The 18,097-nt window shown below is 54.8% G+C and carries 15 protein-coding genes and 1 pseudogene; 7 read left to right on the top strand and 9 right to left on the bottom strand.

Annotation, left to right across the window (positions count from 1 at the left end; genetic code table 11):
- Positions 1-40 precede the first annotated feature (40 nt).
- The 3 genes from ACWKV5_RS26120 to ACWKV5_RS26110 form a co-directional block, all read right to left on the bottom strand.
- The gene (locus ACWKV5_RS26120) at positions 41-1,444 is read right to left on the bottom strand and encodes an MFS transporter (RefSeq protein ID WP_483843587.1); all 1,404 of its coding nucleotides are present in this window, start codon (positions 1,442-1,444) and stop codon (positions 41-43) included.
- A gap of 537 nt (positions 1,445-1,981) precedes the next feature.
- Positions 1,982-2,626 (bottom strand): HD domain-containing protein, encoded by a 645-nt coding sequence (locus tag ACWKV5_RS26115; RefSeq protein WP_483843586.1) that lies wholly within the window; start codon positions 2,624-2,626, stop codon positions 1,982-1,984.
- Positions 2,627-2,819: 193 nt separating this feature from the next.
- Entirely contained in the window at positions 2,820-3,650 is an 831-nt protein-coding gene (locus ACWKV5_RS26110; protein ID WP_483843585.1) for an alpha/beta fold hydrolase, read from the bottom strand.
- Between the two features lie 352 nt (positions 3,651-4,002).
- On the opposite strand from ACWKV5_RS26110, the gene ACWKV5_RS26105 reads away from it, so the two are divergent.
- Positions 4,003-4,323, top strand: coding sequence for a hypothetical protein (locus ACWKV5_RS26105; protein WP_483843584.1), 321 nt, complete (start codon positions 4,003-4,005; stop codon positions 4,321-4,323).
- A gap of 99 nt (positions 4,324-4,422) precedes the next feature.
- Here ACWKV5_RS26105 and ACWKV5_RS26100 read toward each other — a convergent pair.
- The 3 genes and pseudogenes from ACWKV5_RS26100 to ACWKV5_RS26090 form a co-directional block, all read right to left on the bottom strand.
- A pseudogene (locus ACWKV5_RS26100) lies at positions 4,423-4,500 on the bottom strand (DUF6124 family protein); the annotation flags it as partial.
- A gap of 16 nt (positions 4,501-4,516) precedes the next feature.
- On the bottom strand, positions 4,517-5,020 hold the full coding sequence (locus tag ACWKV5_RS26095) for a hypothetical protein (protein WP_483843583.1): 504 nt from the start codon (positions 5,018-5,020) through the stop codon (positions 4,517-4,519).
- A 257-nt stretch (positions 5,021-5,277) separates the two neighbouring features.
- Positions 5,278-5,637 (bottom strand): DUF6124 family protein, encoded by a 360-nt coding sequence (locus ACWKV5_RS26090; RefSeq protein WP_483843582.1) that lies wholly within the window; start codon positions 5,635-5,637, stop codon positions 5,278-5,280.
- 511 nt (positions 5,638-6,148) lie between these two features.
- Here ACWKV5_RS26090 and ACWKV5_RS26085 point away from each other — a divergent pair.
- The 4 genes from ACWKV5_RS26085 (at position 6,149) to ACWKV5_RS26070 (ending at position 9,782) form a co-directional block, all read left to right on the top strand.
- A complete protein-coding gene (locus tag ACWKV5_RS26085) occupies positions 6,149-6,556 on the top strand; it encodes a hypothetical protein (RefSeq protein ID WP_483843581.1) in 408 nt (135 codons plus the stop codon).
- A 330-nt stretch (positions 6,557-6,886) separates the two neighbouring features.
- Complete coding sequence (locus ACWKV5_RS26080) at positions 6,887-7,963, top strand: hypothetical protein (RefSeq protein ID WP_483843580.1); 1,077 nt, start codon at positions 6,887-6,889, stop codon at positions 7,961-7,963.
- 407 nt (positions 7,964-8,370) lie between these two features.
- Complete coding sequence (locus ACWKV5_RS26075) at positions 8,371-8,964, top strand: Sbal_3080 family lipoprotein (RefSeq protein ID WP_483843579.1); 594 nt, start codon at positions 8,371-8,373, stop codon at positions 8,962-8,964.
- 290 nt (positions 8,965-9,254) lie between these two features.
- The gene (locus tag ACWKV5_RS26070; protein WP_483843578.1) at positions 9,255-9,782 is read left to right on the top strand and encodes a hypothetical protein; all 528 of its coding nucleotides are present in this window, start codon (positions 9,255-9,257) and stop codon (positions 9,780-9,782) included.
- Positions 9,783-10,199: 417 nt separating this feature from the next.
- On the opposite strand, the gene mqo is transcribed toward ACWKV5_RS26070, so the two are convergent.
- The 3 genes from mqo to ACWKV5_RS26055 all read right to left on the bottom strand — a co-directional run bounded on the left by mqo (position 10,200) and on the right by ACWKV5_RS26055 (position 13,536).
- Complete coding sequence (gene mqo, locus ACWKV5_RS26065; protein WP_483843577.1) at positions 10,200-11,846, bottom strand: malate dehydrogenase (quinone); 1,647 nt, start codon at positions 11,844-11,846, stop codon at positions 10,200-10,202.
- Positions 11,847-12,164: 318 nt separating this feature from the next.
- Positions 12,165-12,875, bottom strand: a complete 711-nt coding sequence (locus ACWKV5_RS26060) for a GNAT family N-acetyltransferase (RefSeq protein WP_483843576.1) — start codon at positions 12,873-12,875, stop codon at positions 12,165-12,167.
- Between the two features lie 25 nt (positions 12,876-12,900).
- Positions 12,901-13,536, bottom strand: a complete 636-nt coding sequence (locus ACWKV5_RS26055) for a TetR/AcrR family transcriptional regulator (protein ID WP_483843575.1) — start codon at positions 13,534-13,536, stop codon at positions 12,901-12,903.
- A gap of 163 nt (positions 13,537-13,699) precedes the next feature.
- On the opposite strand from ACWKV5_RS26055, the gene ACWKV5_RS26050 reads away from it, so the two are divergent.
- Both ACWKV5_RS26050 and ACWKV5_RS26045 read left to right on the top strand, forming a co-directional pair.
- Positions 13,700-14,140, top strand: a complete 441-nt coding sequence (locus tag ACWKV5_RS26050; protein WP_483843574.1) for a hotdog fold domain-containing protein — start codon at positions 13,700-13,702, stop codon at positions 14,138-14,140.
- 219 nt (positions 14,141-14,359) lie between these two features.
- Positions 14,360-17,767 (top strand): Ig-like domain-containing protein, encoded by a 3,408-nt coding sequence (locus tag ACWKV5_RS26045; RefSeq protein WP_483843573.1) that lies wholly within the window; start codon positions 14,360-14,362, stop codon positions 17,765-17,767.
- Positions 17,768-18,097 lie beyond the last annotated feature (330 nt).

Genomic DNA, 18,097 nt, shown 5'->3' with positions numbered 1-18,097 from the left:
CTGATGTGGGACGGGGCTTTCTACTGCACGGACTGCCGTTTTACAGGTCAGTGATTTCCTTGTGACGTGGCACCAACATTTTCATCACGCTCCATGCCACCAGATAGGCCAGCGAACAGATGGCGAACATGATCATGTAGCCGGTGTGAATGTCGTTGATCGATTTGTAGTAGTCGAACACGTAACCACCGATCTTGGTCATCACCACACCGCCCAAACCACCGGCCATGCCGCCAATACCGACCACCGAAGCGATGGTTTTTTGCGGGAACATGTCAGACACGGTGGTGAAGATGTTGCACGACCACGCCTGGTGCGCCGAGGCGCCCACACCAATCAGCAACACCGGCACCCAGAAACTGATGTAGCCGAGTGGCTGCGCCAGCAGGACCACCAGCGGGAACAGCGCGATCACCAGCATGGCTTTCATGCGACCGTCATACGGCTTGTCGCCACGCGCCATGAAGTAGCTCGGGAACCAGCCGCCGCCGATACTGCCGATCATGGTCATGCTGTACAACACGGCCAGTGGTGCAACGATGGCCGCGCCCTTCATCTCGTATTGCGCCGACAGATAGGTTGGCAGCCAGAACAGGAAGAACCACCACACGCCGTCCGTCATGAATTTGCCGAAGGCAAACGCCCAGGTCTGGCGGTAGGTCAGCAGTTTGAACCACGATACTTTTTTGGCAGCGACACCCGAGACTTCCGGGGTGACCACTTGCACAGGCTCATCGGCACGGATGTAGGCCAGTTCCTCGGCCGACAGACGTTTCTGTTGATCTGGCTTCTCGTAGAGCGCGATCCAGACCGCGACCCAGACGAAGCCCAACAGACCAATCACGATAAACGCGGCTTCCCAACCCCAGATGCCGGCAATCAGCGGCACGCAGATCGGCGCCAGGATCGCACCGACGTTGGCGCCGGAGTTGAAGATGCCAGTCGCGAACGAGCGCTCTTTCTTCGGGAAGTATTCCGCAGTGGCCTTGATCGCAATCGGGAAGTTACCCGCTTCACCAATCGCCAGCACGGCCCGCGACAGCATGAAACCGGCAATCGAAACCGGGATCACGGCGAGGCCGAGCGCACTGCTCAGGAAGCCGATGCCCTCACCCATCGGCACTGCAAAGGCGTGCATCACCGCACCGGTGGACCAGATGCCGATCGCAAACATGTACGCTTTCTTGGTGCCGATCTTGTCGACGAAGCGGCCGGCGAACAACATGGAAATCGCATACACAAACTGGAAAACCGAGGCGATGTTGGCGTAGTCGGTGTTGCTCCAGCCAAATTGCGTCGACAGCTGCGGCGCCAACAGACTCAGTACCTGACGGTCGAGGTAGTTGACGGTGGTAGCGAAAAACAACAGTGCACAGATCGTCCAGCGGTATTTGCCGACCGTCTGGCCGACACGTTGCGCATTGATGGGCTCGTTCAGATTCATGGCATCACTTTATTATTGGATTATGGTGATGATCTCTCGGTTTCAAGCGAGATCAATTGTGTCGTAGAGCATCGCCAAAACGCGAGAATTCCGCGCCAAGGCTGGTCGGGTTCAGCCGTGTCTTGCGTTCAACAAAATGCTGTTGGACGAGTGCTAGTAACGCTTTGACGGGACAATGGACTGCGACGACGCTGATCGCGCGGGCACGCGAGCAGACAACATCAAGCCAGAGGGAGCGACGCTGGGGGGAATGAGTACGCAAGATGGATTCATGATGGGGCCGACACTCTTTTTATTTTTAGGCTTCAACAGCCGATGTCTCGTCTGTCGTCGTACAACTGTGCCTTTTATATCGAGGTAAGGGTTGGGGTGTCAATCGGAAAGTTGGCCGTTTGTCTGGGGATTTAGCGCGGATTGAGATTTGATATTCGTAGAGAAGCTGCTAGCTGTGGGAGCGCTAGCCGTGTGAATGGGCGGGTGGTGTCGACAGGATGTCTGGGAATTGAATCATCGCCGCGTTGTACGATGACGCGTTGCTCAGTGCTCCCAATGCGAACAGAGAATGACGCTGCAGAGGTTTGTTCGTTTAAAACCCGGATCCTTGAACGCCAGGAAATCATCGTTAAACGTACCGAATGTGCTGCCAGGACGATGTTTCATCCCCTGATAAAACTCGTCGATCATCTTATGAGCGAAATCGGTTCCGCGGGGATAGCGGGCGATGACCGCCCCACGTTGTTCGTCTGTGAACTGCTCAAAGCCACGACCAGCCACATCCATTCCCGCCCCTGCCTGCAACAGGGCAATTTCTGAATGCATGTGTTCCGGTATACCCGGCGTCGTATGAAGTGCGACGGCGTTCCAGACCTTCTCTATGTCCCCTTCGAAAATATGATGGCTGCGCAGGAAGTCGCGCGCGGCGTTCGCACTGTCCACTTCAAAGCGCAACTGGCTCTCTTGATAGACAGATGTCAGGCCAAGATCGTGGAACATTGCGGCGACGTACAGCAGCTCTGGGTCGAAGGTCAGGCCCTTTTGTTGACCGAGCAAAGCGCCCCAGAAATAGACGCGCGTGGAGTGTGAAAACAGAAACTCGCTTTCGGTGTCACGAATGAGCTGAGTCACTTCGCGAGCCATTTTGCTGTCCGGGATTTTTACGCTGAGAAGGTCGTTCGTTGCCACGGTTTCATCCACCTGTGTCTAGCGTCGGGATCACTGAAAGTAAAAAAATACACGCCGCTCGGGGTGGAACACAGTGCCAATATTGAGAATTTTGAGTTGGCCAATGAGCGCGTGAGGATCACGCTTTGCGGCCGGCTGAAATGCATAAAGCCCCGCCCCCTCAATGGGGACGGGGCTTTGTTCTACGCAGTGCTCAACCGCGAATAAACGCCAACAAATCAGCATTGATCTGATCCGCGTTGGTCGTCGGCATTCCGTGAGGAAAGCCCGGGTACGTCTTGAGCGTGGGGTGCTTCAAGAGTTTGGCCGACAGCGGCGCAGAGTCTGCAAACGGCACGATCTGATCATCCTCGCCATGCATCACCAGCGTCGGCACCTCAATCGCCTTCAGATCCTCGGTGAAGTCAGTCTCGGAAAACGCCTTGATGCAGTCGTAATGAGCTTTTGCGCCGCCCATCATGCCTTGACGCCACCAGTTATCGATGACGCCTTGCGAGACCTTGGCCCCAGGTCGATTGAAGCCGTAGAACGGCCCTGCCGGCACATCCACGTAAAACTGCGCGCGGCTGGCGACCAATGCCGAGCGGAACCCGTCGAACACTTCCAGTGGTAAGCCACCGGGGTTCTTTTCCGATTGGACCATGATGGGCGGGACCGCGCTGATCAGTACGGCCTTGGCAACGCGTCCCGGTTTGGCCCGTGCGGTGTAGCGTGCGACTTCACCACCCCCGGTCGAATGGCCGACATGGATCGCACCCTTGAGGTCGAGCGCATCGGTCAGCTCGATGACATCGGCGGCATAGGTGTCCATTTCGTTGCCCTCCCACGTCTGGGTCGAGCGCCCGTGCCCACGGCGGTCGTGAGCGATCACCCGATAGCCTTGGAGCAGGAAGAACATCATCTGGTTGTCCCAGTCATCCGCGCTCAATGGCCAACCGTGGTGAAACACAATGGGCGTCGCGTCTTTCGGCCCCCAATCCTTATAGAAAATCTGCGTGCCGTCTTTGGTCGTTATTGCGTTCATGGCGTGTTCCCCCTCGTGATCCGGATTGTGTGGGATTGCAGGGTGCTCATTAGTGCTTGAGTCAACTCGCAAAAGCTGGAAGGCGTTACCAACAAACGTGCAACAGGCTGCTGACCTGCGGTCGTGAACAATGGGTCACGAACAGGCTTGGTCAGTGTAGAAGACGTTTAGAAAGCAACACTTTCAAACGATAGATGGAGCTGGCGGGTGGCAACGGCAGGATGTGGGATTTCGAAGATCAAACGCGCTGTAAGATGACAGCCGTCGGTTTGAAGCAGGTCACGCATAAACTTTGCTTTCGCATTTCATTTAAGGATAACTGTGGCCCTGCCCTGCCTTGAGGTGAACCGCGATGTTTGACCTGGCTTCTATCGTGACCTACGTAGCCGTTGTTATCGGACTCTTTTTAATCCCTGGCCCCGCCGTACTGCTGGTGATCACACGCACTGTTCAGGGTGGACGTAAAGTCGGTATTGCCACTGGGCTGGGCATTGCGTCGGGCGACTTGGTTCACACGCTGAGCGCTGCGATCTATACCAGCCTGATTTCCATCAGCATTCGTCCGTTGAGCCAGTTGATCAAAGGGCTCTCAAGGCTGCGTCGGTGGGAAGGGAAAATTATCGGCACGTTGTTTGTTGGGCTTGGGGTGAAGGTTGCTTTTCAGCAGCAATGAGATGGGTATTACGAGTGAACCACTGAAATGCATAAAGCCCCGTCCCCTCAAAAGGGGACGGGCTTTTTACTTCACACCCTGTAGAAACAACGCCCTCGCCTACCCTTGTGGGTCTGCTTGATCCAACACTCGATTGATCGATAGCTCTGCTAGGGAAATCATTTGCTGGATAGCTAGCGGTGGCAGCGGACAGTCACGGCACAAACTTCGATTCGGCATCAGAGCTATCGATGGCAAGGCCATAGTGAGCACCAATTTTGGCAGCCACTTCGCGATGTACTTCTGTTGACGGATGAAAATGGATTTCGGTCTGGAATAAAGGCCACTGTCCTGCTTTGCGAATCAAATAAACCAGTTCGGCCTCAACAGTCTCGACGTCAATGCAATCATTCATTGCAGTGGGATTGGTGTGGCACCAAACATCAAGCGTGGCAGTTGTGAAACTCCTACGCCATGCGTAGCCGTGATATCCGTTCTCACCATTCGCGTTCCATCCTAATCGAAGACGATTACGAATTGGCTGCTTGGTCATGCCGATATAGATTGGGTTGGGGTGATCGTCAACACAGACGACATACAGTTTCGGGAGATTGGATGTTGCCAATCCCGAAAACTTAGCGGTTCCCAGGGGGCACTCGATATTAAAGCTGATGGCATCGAAATTAAGCTTATAACGACCGACGTTAGTGATATCCATGATCGTCCTTTTAATATGGAGGTTGGGGTTGGACTAAGTATGCGGTCAATGACTCAATCATACAGACAACACCAGCATAGAGACGAGACGCCTAGCGTCCCGCTTTTATGAACATAGATAGATCGAACAATGAATAACCTGTGGCGAGGGAGCTTGCTCCCGCTGGACTGCGCAGCAGGCCTGTTTTGTTTTTGCCGCTACGCTGCCCAACAGCAAAGCGCTACGATCCGACAAACTCCTCCGCCACAAAACAACGGTTACACGCCTGGCTCAATCTTATCCAGCACCCCATTCGCCGTGATCTCCGCCACCATGATGCTGTTTGAAATACCCAGCAACGCGTAGCGCGCCTCCCCCTCCAAATGATCCACCAAGTGATGGACCATCACATCAAGCGAAGCCAACGTCTCGACCAAAAAAACCGCCAGGGTTTCGGCTGTGGCTTTCGGGTCCACGGAAAATAGTGTGCTGCGGGTTCGAGGTTTGGCTTTGATGTCGGCGTTCGACGGGAAGTGGAAGTCGAGGGCGCGTTCGGCGGCCTCATTGAGCTTTTTTGACTCGGGTTCGTACGGGGACACTGGATCGGTGTCTGGTGGATTGGGTGTTACCTTGAACATATTTAAGTCTCCAAATATGGAGCCATCACCCAATCGCTGCTAAACGAATGCAGGGTGGCAGCTGTGCGCAGGTTAGCAGACCGGCGGAGACGAAATCCGGCGCGCCCGAGGGCCCCCTGCGCACAGCTACCATAACGTGCAGGCATGAAATGACCTGACTATATGAATGCAAATGCGCTTCGTCTGACGGGCTGCTAAACCCGATCACTGAAGGTCAGTGACACGAATCAAGTTACCGAGTGAACCTAAAGCGCACAAGCCGGCGGATTCTGGCGTACCCGTAGGCAAAGGCACAAGGTTTTGTAGCTTTCAGGACGTAACGCTGAGGGTGTTTAAACATGTGCTTTCAAGTGTTGTTGAATAGGCTGACACGTGCGTCCTACGGAGGGTGATAGCGGTAGCAATCTGATCTCTTGAATCAGTCGCTAATTCGCCAGGAGTTGCCTTTCACCTGTCCACAGAAATTCACACAACGTATCCTGCGGAAAGACAACATTGAAAAGGAGTTCGGATGAAAACTGATTGGCAACAAATTCGAGAAATGATGAACACTGTCATCGATAGCTGTGAGCAGATCGAAACGGCAGGATTCAATGAAGAACATCGCTCCGCGACCGTAGAAATAAAAGGAGTCGATTACTCCGTTCAGGAGTTTTTAATCAGCGCCTGGACGCTTCCGGAAAACATTCGCTACCAGATCATTCGTGAGCGTCATGAAGCTGGAAATGACCTCCCCTACGTTCCCGAAGCAGCCCGCATTCTTGTCTCAATGGCGCAGGCTTGTGCGGAACTGGTCGGAGCAGCCGACACGGCACCCGCTCAGAAAGCTATTTCAGGAATGAATCATTGGTACAAGGCCTACGCTGTACCGCATATGACTACAGCCATCAGGCTGGCAAAAAAAGAATCTGACGCTTAGGGGCACGGGTGATCAACCGGTAGTGACGGGTCTGTCATATCTGGTATGAACCTCTCTTATGGGTCGATTGCTGGACCTCGTGACGGGCAGTAATCGACCAATTCGGACGATCTACAGGCCTACCAGACCAAGGGTGATTTGGTCGTTGTTTCGTGTCCAGCCCTGACTCGTCTGTAGGAGATAAAGAAATACCACCCGAGCCGATTGAGAAGCAGTTGACCAAAAAGTACGAAATATCCTAAATCAGTCTGCAATCACGCTTTGCATTTAGAAGGGCAAAAAGAAATGATATGCAATTGGACTTGCTTGATAACTCGGAGGAGCTGTTGAATGGAAAACGTTCCTGAGTTTTTTGCGGCGCAGAAGTTTCAGACTGCAATCGCCAACTTGGCACTACGCCTAAGCGATGATGCATTACCGACCGAAACAAACAAACAATTCATACAGCTTGTACTTTCTGCGCTGGCGTTATTTAAAACCAATGCCCGTGATTTCGATAGCGCTTGCCAGTTTAATATAAATATTATTGGCGACCGATTTTATAATGAAATTGCAGAGTCAAGGATAGATGAGAGCAGTATCGAGAGCATCTTTACCAGTTGCTATAGATTTCTATCCGAACTTGCCTTCCACAAGGATAGTAATTTTCCGGGCGATGCAGGTTACGAAGCGCGGAGAGCATTGGAAAAAATTCAATATGAAGCTAGTGAAATACCATCCAGAGTAAAAAACCAACTGGTTTATGCGGATAACTTCATGCCTGTTGCTTTAGCTAAAAGCTTTCTTAATAAGGCGGACTTTGGGCTTATAAGAAACTTTGACGAAAAACATGCTGGCCTTGGTGCGATAGTCGAAGACTTGGATACGAAATTGGAAGGTAGCAAAAAAGAAGTTGGTGCCCTCCATGACGCTTTAAAAAGCTATAAAGATGCTTTCAATTTTGTAGGGCTTCACAAGGGCTTTAATGACATTGCGCGCTCTAAAAGACGTTCGTCTTACCTAAGCATTTTTACAATGGTGGTACTAGCCTGCCTGATGGTTGCGCCTTTTTTGTGGAAAATTTGGCATGTCCTGAATGATGAGCCTTCTTCTACCTTCAACACAGAGTTATTCGTAGCCTTCCTAGGCTATGATCTCCTCTTGTTATATTTTTTTAGAGTTGTCTTCCAAGGTTATAAATCAGTGAAAGGACAACTTGCACAGTTAGATCTGAGAAAAGCTGTATGCCAGTTTATTCAGAGTTATGCGGATTATGCTGTAAAAATCAAAGGCAGCAACCCTGCACTCTTGGAGAAGTTTGAATCTTTGGTGTTTAGTGGGATTGTTGCAAACGAGGAAAACATCCCATCTACATTTGATGGTGTAGAACAGCTGGTTAAATTATTTGACAAAGTTAGAACACCTTGAGTGAAACCGAACTAATTATGTGACGAGCCCTCGCAGGCTCCATAATTTTTCCAATTTTCCAAAAAAGGAAGCGCGACGATGTTTTGTGAAGGGGGGGATTTATTTCCGAAAAATAAATCCCCCCCCCTTTCACATCTTTTCCGAAAACCATAGCTGGGAATTTTCACGCCACTGACGACATATCGATACGTCGAACAAGGGTCATAACTCAAGCAACGCTGTGCAATCCCCGATTAACGGTCATGGATTGTCATCAATTGAAAAAGCGCTGTCGCCAAATGAAAGGCCGCCCCCCCTTCCGACTATAAACTGGTCCTCAAAATCTGCACGGCACTTTCTGCTCTTAACCAGCTTGACTGGCAATGACGTGATTCCGTCCGCAGTTCATTCATGACATGAAGGTCGACATGCGCACTCTTTATTTACCTCTCATCCTGACCGCAACTTTTTTGGCATCTGGTTGCACCATCAAGCAAACCGTGACACCCGTTCAGTTGTCTTCCGAGATGATGCCAGAGATTTGTCTGATTCCCGCTGAAGGACTGCGAGAGGGATTCAACACTACCTATGAAAACCTGCTCAAAAATAAAGGATTCCACACGCGTCAGATCACACCAGGCAGCAGCCCGTCTAGCTGCCCTCTTTCGACGACTTATATCGGTACCTGGTCGTGGGACATGGCTATTTACATGAGTTATGCAGATATCCGTGTTTATCAATACGGCCAGCAGGTTGGCCACGCTGAATATGACTCGCGAAGCGGTAGCTGGCGGGCAATCGATAAATTCATTATTGCTGAGAAAAAAATCACAGAGCTGACTAATCAGCTGTTTCCAAATGGTGCCGCTGGTTTAAAGGGAGTTAAGGAGTCAAATTCAGGGATCAGTGCTGCGCTGCTGACAAAAGACGCTTACCAACAGCAACAGCTCAAACAGCTGGAACAACAGGGCCTCCCCTATGAGGAGTATAAGCAGCGCTACAAGCGGATCATGTCTAACTAGACGACGCCGTTGTAGCAGCATTTACTGAAAAGCCATTAACGTAAAAAGGGAAATGGAAAAAAAGCGGTGGATTTATTTTCCATTCACGGCCGAACGAGCGTACATCCGTTTTATGTTTGTCTTTCAGTTTGGCGACTTCTGGCCATAAACCGTGGACAGAGTAGTGGCGAATCGGCAGCGTCGAGTTGTTACGCTTGATCTAGACCACCGTTTGCTTACCATCATCCATATCGTTCTTTCGCTAGGCAACGCCGCCTCGTATATAAGATGAGAATTAAGGGTAATACCGCATGAAGTTAAATATAGCAACATTCGCCAGCTCCATATATTTGGCTATATTGTCGACGAACGTAGCTGCTCAAGAATGCTTTCAATCATCAGTACTTAGCCCATCACCATTTATGGGAAATGACGGAGAAATATTCAAACTCGCAGACGGATCGTTGTGGCAGGTTAAATATGAATATGAGTACTTGTATGAGTACAACCCTGACGTCCTAGTATGCCCACATCAAGGTAGATTAATAATAAATGATAAATCCTTAAACATTGAAATCATCTCCTCCTCTGACTCAAAGGAAAATAAATCACCCTCAAACAATAGAGCAATTGAAAGCCAAATAGACGGGGATTTTGAAGGATTCGAAGGAGAGACAATTATCAAATTGGTTAACGGGCAGATTTGGGAGCAGTCTGAATATTTGTATCACTACCATTATTCTTTCATGCCCAAAGTAATCATTTACAAACAAGGCGACACTTACAAAATAAAAGTTGACGGAGTTGACAAGTCAGTTGGAGTAACCCGCCTGCGTTGATTTACAACTATGACTCCAGTTATTCACTTCGCTTACTAGGAGCGGAAACGAAAAACGGGCAGAACAAAACTTCCACTCTGCTATAACACCATAGCGTTCGAAAGGAACAAAAAGGCACTTGAACCGACTACGACAGAGAACAAATATCAACTGCCCAAGCAGCAGCATTCCACATGAGGGTCATCCTACAGCGTTCCACGAAAGCGCTAACCGTACGGAAGTGGATGAAAACACTCCTGAGTGATAGCGCACAGACAAACTATTGTGGGGCTGCTGCGCAACCCAGCGGGAGCAAGCTCCCTCGCCACAAGACCGGTGTATGCCTTCAACGATGCGCAATCAGCCAGTGTTGAATTCCGAGCACAGAAAAGCCCACTGACCGTCACCGATCCAGTGGGCTTTCGACAAAGCCTCTACTTACAAAGCCATATCACTAGCAGCATTAGCCTTCGGAGCCTTTCCAGCATCAGCCGGAGCAACAACCGGAGCCCCCACCTGCGGGATCACCGGCGGCGGAGTCAACTCCAACACCTTCGCAGTATAAGCCCACTCCTGCGCAACCTTCTCAGGACTGCCGTTCAACTGAGTGCCATAACTCGGCACGATCTGGTGCAGCTTTTCCTGCCACGCCGGCGAAGCCACCTTGTCCTTGAACACTTTCTGCAGCACGGTCAGCATGATCGGTGCAGCGGTCGATGCACCCGGCGATGCGCCCAGCAGGCCAGCAATCGAGCCGTCAGCCGACGAAACAATCTCAGTACCCAACTTCAACACGCCACCCGCCGCTTCATCACGCTTGATGATTTGCACGCGCTGGCCGGCTTGCCACAGGCGCCAGTCTTCGGCTTTGGCGTTCGGGAAGTATTCTTTCAGGGCGTTCATGCGGTCTTCGTCAGACAGCATCAGTTGGCCTGCAAGGTACTCAACCAGTGGGTATTCCTTGATGCCGACCTTGGTCATTGGCCACACGTTATGTGTAGTCGTGGTGGTCAGCAGGTCCAGGTACGAACCTTCCTTCAGGAACTTGGTGCTGAAGGTCGCGAATGGGCCAAACAGGATGACGCGCTTGCCGTCCAGGACGCGGGTGTCCAGGTGCGGAACCGACATTGGCGGTGCGCCGACGGAGGCTTTGCCGTAGGCCTTGGCCAGGTGTTGTTCGGCGATGGTCGGGTTTTCGGTCACGAGGAACGAGCCGCCGACCGGGAAGCCTGCGTATTCCTGGGCTTCAGGAATGCCGGACTTCTGCAGCAGGTGCAGTGCACCGCCGCCGGCGCCGATGAACACGAACTTGGCGTCGGTTTCGGATTTGGTGCCGTCTTTCAGGTTTTTGTAGCTGACGCGCCAGGTGCCGTCTTCGTTCTTGGTGATGTCTTGCACTTCGCTAGACAACTTCAAGTCGAACTTTGGCGTGGTTTGCAGGTGCGCGACGAACTGGCGGGTGATCTCGCCGAAGTTCACGTCGGTGCCGATCGGGGTCCAGGTGGCCGCGACTTTCTGGTTCGGGTCGCGCCCTTCCATCATCAGCGGAACCCACTTCTTTATCACAGCCGGGTCTTCGGAGTACTGCATGCCGGCGAACAGCGGGCTCGCTTGCAGGGCTTCGTAGCGTTTCTTCAGGAACTTGATGTTGTCATCGCCCCACACAAAGCTCATGTGCGGAGTGGAGTTGATGAACGAACGCGGGTTTTTCAACACGCCTTGCTGAACTTGCCAGGACCAGAACTGACGGGAGATCTGGAACGCTTCGTTGATTTCAACGGCTTTCGGGATCTGTACGTTGCCTTTGTCGTCTTCCGGTGTGTAGTTCAACTCGGCCAGGGCGGAGTGACCGGTACCGGCGTTGTTCCAGCCGTTGGAGCTTTCCAGGGCGACGCCGTCGAGACGCTCGATCATTTCCATCGAGGTGCCGGGTTCCAGCTCATTGAGCCACACACCCAGGGTTGCGCTCATGATGCCGCCGCCAATCAGCAGCACATCGACTTTCTTTGCCTCTTCCGCGTGAGCGGACGTGATCCCCATCGACAAAGCCAGCCCCAGCAGGGCCGTGTTCATTTTTTTAAACATCTGTAGCACCTATGATAAAACGCCATCCGCCCATCCATCTTCATGTCAAAAACCCCTGGTTCACGGCATACAGGCAGGATGTCGTGGGTGTTCATGCATGCTGATTGGAGGGTGGGCACACAAGGCCGATGTGTCTCCATCGACCTCAGTTATATGTCCCTACTGAACTGACTTTTTATCATTATTGGCTTCAGCTACTTGAGCGACATTGATCCTGTCGGCACGTCTGCGAGACGGGCCAACTGAACAGGTCAAACCAAGTTGGCGCGCAGAATATCACGGTCGGGCGACCGTGCGCTCCCGAAAGGACTTGTGAGTCTAGTCCAGACGAGGCTCGTTCGCGGCGTTCTGGCCCAAACGATTCAGCACAAACACCTTGGCGTTGCGGGTCATCTGGTCCAGATGCCGGTCGCGCTGCTTCTCGGCATCGATCATTGCGCGCTTGCCGTGCTTCTGCAGCAAGTAGTGATGGATCTGCCGAACTTCCAGCGAACTGTAGATCGAGGCCACATCCAGCAGCCCCATCAAGCCTTCGCTGCTGTGGTCGCGAGTGTTCATCAGCACTTGCGTAGCGCGCACGCCCAGCACTTGAAAGCCCATCGATTCGAACCATGGCACCTTGGCCACGGCGCACGTTAGTTCGGCGTGTGGGTAACGGCTGATCATGTCTTTCAACATGTTGCGCGCGACACCTTGGCGACGATGGCCAACGTCGACCGCCATGTAGGCGACGCCGCAGGCTTGCGGATCGTCCTTGATTGGCAGGTACAGCAAAAAGCCGATGACCTTCGTCGGGTCTTCGTCGTCGGTGACGACGATCAACTCGACCGCAATCCCCTTGGAGCCGTCGAGCGCTTCCAGGTACAGGTGCACTTCGAAGCCGACCGTGTATTGGTAGACGTTGTACAGCGGGTTGCTCGGGCCGATGCCGACCATGCTGATGTCGGTCAGGTTATCGACGACCAGTTGCAGGATCTGGCTGTTGATGTGCTCCGGGCACGGGGCTGCGAAGTGGGTGAGTTGCGGCATTGAAATTCTGACTCCGGGAAAAGACTTACTGGGCATCGGCCGGGCTATTGTCACAGATTGAGCGCCACGCGGCTTGCGCCAGCAGATCGCGATAGGCCTTGGGACTGCCCTTCACCCTCCCCGACAACCACGCGCGGCAGTAACTGTCGGCCTGGCCGATGATCAGTGACAGCAACAGTTCGCCAGGCACCGCGCGCAATTCATCGCGCCGGCCGGGTTCTGCCAGCCACGCTCCGAGTGTGTGATTACGGGTTTTGTTGCGGCTCGCGAGCTCGTCCTTGAACGGGCCTTTGGTGATGGCGAACCGTGCGTGGTACTGGAAGCGCGCCCATTCCGGTTGGCTGTCGACCCAGTCGACGTAACTGTGCACCAGCGCGTGCGCGCCTTCCTCGGTCGTCTGCGCTTCGGCCAGATAGCGGTCACGCAGCTGCGCCTGATCGTCCAGCGCGGTGAAAAACAGCGCCGCCACCAAGCCTTCCTTGTTGCCAAAGTGGTGATAGATCGCGCCGACGCTGGTGTCGCATTCGGCGCGGATCATCTCGATGGTCGTGGCTTCGACTCCCAGCTCGTTGAACAGGGCCAAGGCCTTTCTGAAGATATCGCGCTTGAGTTCGGCTCTTCTGCCGGGGTAGCAGCGTTCGAGTAAATCTGAGGTTTCCATGCGGGACACTGGCCAAGAAAATCCATGACAAGGCAGAGCACTGCCCATGAGTAAGCCGCGCTAGGTTGACAGATTTCATTGCGACAGAATACTGTTCCGTCACAGAACATTATTCTGTTACGGAATATCATTCTGCCAAATCAACCGTCAGTGAGGCTTCAATATGAGTCAGTTTCTCAGCATGTTTAACAGCGCAGGCCCGGAAGCGTTCAGCAAAATGGCCTGTCAGGTGGCACCCTACTTCAGCACCATCAACCCGCTGATCTCGGAATTGCGCCCCGGTTATGCCGCGGTCCAGGTGCCGTTCAAACGGGAGATCACCAACCATCTGGGCAGCGTGCATGCGATTGCGATGTGCAACGCTGCCGAACTGGCCGCCGGGACGATGACTGACGTGTCCATCCCTGCCGGTGCGCGCTGGATTCCGAAAGGCATGACCGTGGAGTATCTGGCCAAGGCCAAAAGCGATGTGTCGGCAGTGGCCAACGGTGAAGCGGTGGACTGGCAGACGGAAGGCGACAAGATCGTGCCGGTGGATATTCATGACGCCGACGGCAAGAAGGTGTTCACGGCGCGGATCACCATGAATGTGAAACTGGCCTGATTTCCACCACAGGGGGTTGTCGCGAAAAGATAACCCCATTCCCCCGAGAATGAGGATTTTCCCCGGGTCCGGTGCTCTTCCCCCACGGTTAAAACTCTCAAATACACTGCACAATCCAATGATTTAAAACAGCTTTTCAGGCCACTACGGTAATGGCGCGACTTTTGCGTTAGCCGAAGGGCACGTGCCCTCACACCGGCATGCCCCACGAGAACCATCATGAAAAGCTCAATCCCTGCGAACAAATCGCCCGGCGTTTCCCTGGCGCAGGGCATCACTACGGTGGTGCTCATGACGGCCAGCCTGGCCACACTGAATGCCGCCCCGATTGACGATGTCAGTCAACCGCCGCCGACCGATCCCTCGGCCTATTACAACCCACCGGCGGATCCAGTCGTGGCGCTCGAAGCATTGAAGACAATGCCCGAGGCGAATCAGGGTTCACTGGCCTTGCCCAACGGTGTGTACGGCGACAAGGAAACGCCCCGCGCCGATAACGTGCTGCCGCCCGCTGCGCAAACGTCGTTCAACTTCCCCACCAACGGCAAACCAAGTCCCTTGTTTGGGGCCGAGCCGTTTACTCAGCAACTGCTGCTGTTCGAAGAGTTCGGTACGGAAAAACTCGACCCTACCCTGCCGCAGCCGCCGCTGAGCTTCCCCGTGCCCACCACCGGCCCGGCGCCGCAGCAGGACCCGAACCTCGTCGCTCGCAGTGGCCCGTCTAGCGCCGCGCTGGACGCGTTCATGCGTCAACCGGGGTTGTTTCCGTTCCCGTCGCAGTTCTCCAATGTGCTCGACCGCAACCCCTGGCAGGCGCAGATCGAATCGTTCCTCAACCGTCATCCGGTCGGTTCGCCCGCTGAAGGTCGGCCACCGGGAAAAGGCTGGTCGCATCAGCGCTGGAACGAGTTCTACCCGCAGGCTGATTTCAAGACCGTACAAGCCGGCGCGCGGACCAACCTGGGCCTGCGTGACCGCAAGCAATTGCACAACTACGCCAAGGGTGAATTTGCCCCCGGCGGGCTCTACTACCAAACCTCGGACATCCCGGCCACCGCCGGTACCACCAAGGGCATCGACGTGCGTTTCCACTCGAAAATGCCAATCCAGAATCACAATGCGCTGTGGACTTTCGACGGCACCGTGCCGCCCAAATTGCTCATGGTGCGCTACGGCCAACCTCTGGTGATGCGTCACTACAACGCCCTGCCGATCGACCCGGCGGCCAACATGGGCTTCGGCCTGCACACCATCAGCACCCACGAACACAACGGGCACTCCCCGGCGGAAAGCGACGGCTATGCCAACGCGTTTTTCTTTCCGGGGCAGTACTACGACTATCGCTGGCCCGTGCAATTGGCCGGCTACGACACCATCAACACCACCGCGCAGGATCCGCGCGCCGCCTTCCCTTGCGCGCCCGGTGAAACCCTGTACGTCAACGACGCCAGTCCCGGCCTGAAAACCTGCGACAACGGCACCATCAAGATCCGTGGCGACTGGCGCGAAACCATGAGCACCCACTGGTTCCACGACCACATGCTCGATTTCACCGCGCAGAACGTCTACAAGGGCAACGCGGTGATGATGAATTACTACAGCGCGCTGGATCGCGGTAACGAGGCGATCGAGGACGGCGTCAACTTGCGCTTCCCCAGCGGTTCGGCCATGCCGTGGGGCAACCGTGATTACGATGTGAACCTGGTGGTCGCCGACAAGGCCTGGGACGCGAACGGCCAGTTGTGGTTCAACCCGTTCAACACCGACGGCTTTCTCGGCGACCAGATTCTGGTCAACTGGCAGTACCAACCGGTGCTGAAAGTGCGGGCGCGCAGCTATCGCTTCCGCATCCTCAACGGCTCGGTGTCGCGCTACTTCAAAATGGCGCTGGTGCGTCAGGTCAGCGGCAATGGTGGCGAGTTTCCGGGCCCGGCGGGTTCCGGGGTGTCCTATAACCGCGTGCCGTTCCACTTGATCGGCAACGACGGCAACATCATGGCCCACAGCATTCCGTTCGACGGCACCATGGACCTCGATGGCGACGGTAACTTCCAGGATCACAACGCGATCCTGCCGACCCAGGGCATCGCCGAACGCTACGACATCATTGTCAACTTCGCGAAAAACGGGATTAGCGTTGGCGACAAGCTGTTCTTCATCAATCTGATGGCACACCAGACCGGCAAGGGCCCGGAGAAAGACGAACTGTCCCTGGCCGATGTGCTGTCGGAAAAATACAAAGCCGTGATCAAGCAAGGCAGCAAAGGTCCGGAATGGGACAAGGGCGACCCGACCGTGGGTAAATTCCTCGAGTTGCTGGTACAGCCCTACTCTGGCCAGGACCTGAGCATGGACCCGGTCGCCTATGAACCGGCCAAGCCTGGCAAAGCCGCCGGCAAGGTCATGATCCCGCTGACTATCGACCGCGATAACCCGACCGACCAGGCCAAACTCACCGCCGCACGGCACCGCGAGTTTGTTTTCGGGCGTTCCGACGGTACCGACGCCGCACCGTGGACGGTCAAGACCGATGGCGGTTTCGGCTACAACATGGACCCACGCCGGCTCAGCGCCGCACCGCAATTGGCCAACGGCCCGACCGATGGCGGGTACTCCGGCGACGGCACCCTCGAAGTATGGAAAATCAAAAATGGCGGCAACGGCTGGAACCATCCGGTGCACGTGCATTTCGAGGAAGGCGTGATCCTCAGTCGCGACGGCAAGGCGCCGCCGGATTGGGAAAAATGGGCGCGCAAGGACGTCTATCGCATTGGCGAAGGCATCGACAGTTCCGTGGATGTGGAAATGGCCATTCACTTCCGCGAGTTCGCCGGCACTTACATGGAGCACTGCCACAACACCCAGCACGAGGACAACTCAATGCTCTTGCGTTGGGATATCGAGCATCCCGGTCAGTTCCAGTTGATGCCAACACCGCTGCCGGGTTGGGACGGTGTGACGTACGTGGCCTCCGTGGCGCTGCCAACCTTCCGCACCGGCGGTAACGGTGATGACGACGACAATGAAGGCGAGAACAAAAAACCCTTGGCCAACCCGGACGTCGCGACCAGCAGCAATGGTCAGCCGCTGACCATCAACGTGCTGGCCAACGACACCGACCCGGACGGCAATGTGCCGCTCAAAGTGGTGGGCCTGAGTCAGCCGGATTCCGGTAAGGGCACGGTCACCACCGATGGTACGCGGGTGATCTATACGCCTCCGGCGATTGTCCCCGCGCCGTTCACTGCGACGTTCACCTATCAGGCCAGCGACGCCAAGGACGCGGTCTCTGCCCCGGCGACGGTGTCCGTGGCCGTCAGCGGCGCCGCGGCAGTCAACGAGGACCTGGTGGTGACCAGCGCTTCCGTCACCGGTCGCAGCAACAGTCGCTACACCTGGGACATTGCCGGGACTACTTCGAAGGCGGCGGGCAACACGGTGACAGTGACCGCGACCACCACCGCCGGGCCGCTTAACCTGGGGGCCGCCACGCTCACGCCGATTGGCACCGGTGCGCGGTGGCGGGTGTCCGTGACGACGACCGGTAGCGGGCCGACACCGAGTCCGACCATCACGGTCACCTCAGCGTTCGGCAAGTCGGTCACGGCACCGATAGCCGCGCACTAAAGCGTTATCGATGGCGCCCGGTCTGCTCATTACAGACCGGGTGCCCGTCGGAATGTTGCGCTGAATGTAAAGCCGCCATCGCGAGCAGGCTCGCTCCCACAGTGGATCTGTGTCAGACACAAAATTTGTGTTCACCGAAGATCAAATGTGGGAGCGAGCCTGCTCGCGAATGGCGCCCCCGGTCCCCGAGACTTCCCTTCCCAATTCCCCCGCCCGCCTCTACTCTGCCTTAACCCTCTCCCAGCACCTAGCACACCTCAAATGATGGACAGCCTCAGCGGCATCACGGCCTTCATTCATGTGGCCGAAACCCGCAGCTTTACCGAAGCC

This window comes from Pseudomonas oplopanacis, assembly GCF_057128725.1.
The sequence above is the reverse complement of the archived record's forward strand: the minus strand, read 5'-3'. Positions and strand labels throughout refer to the sequence as shown.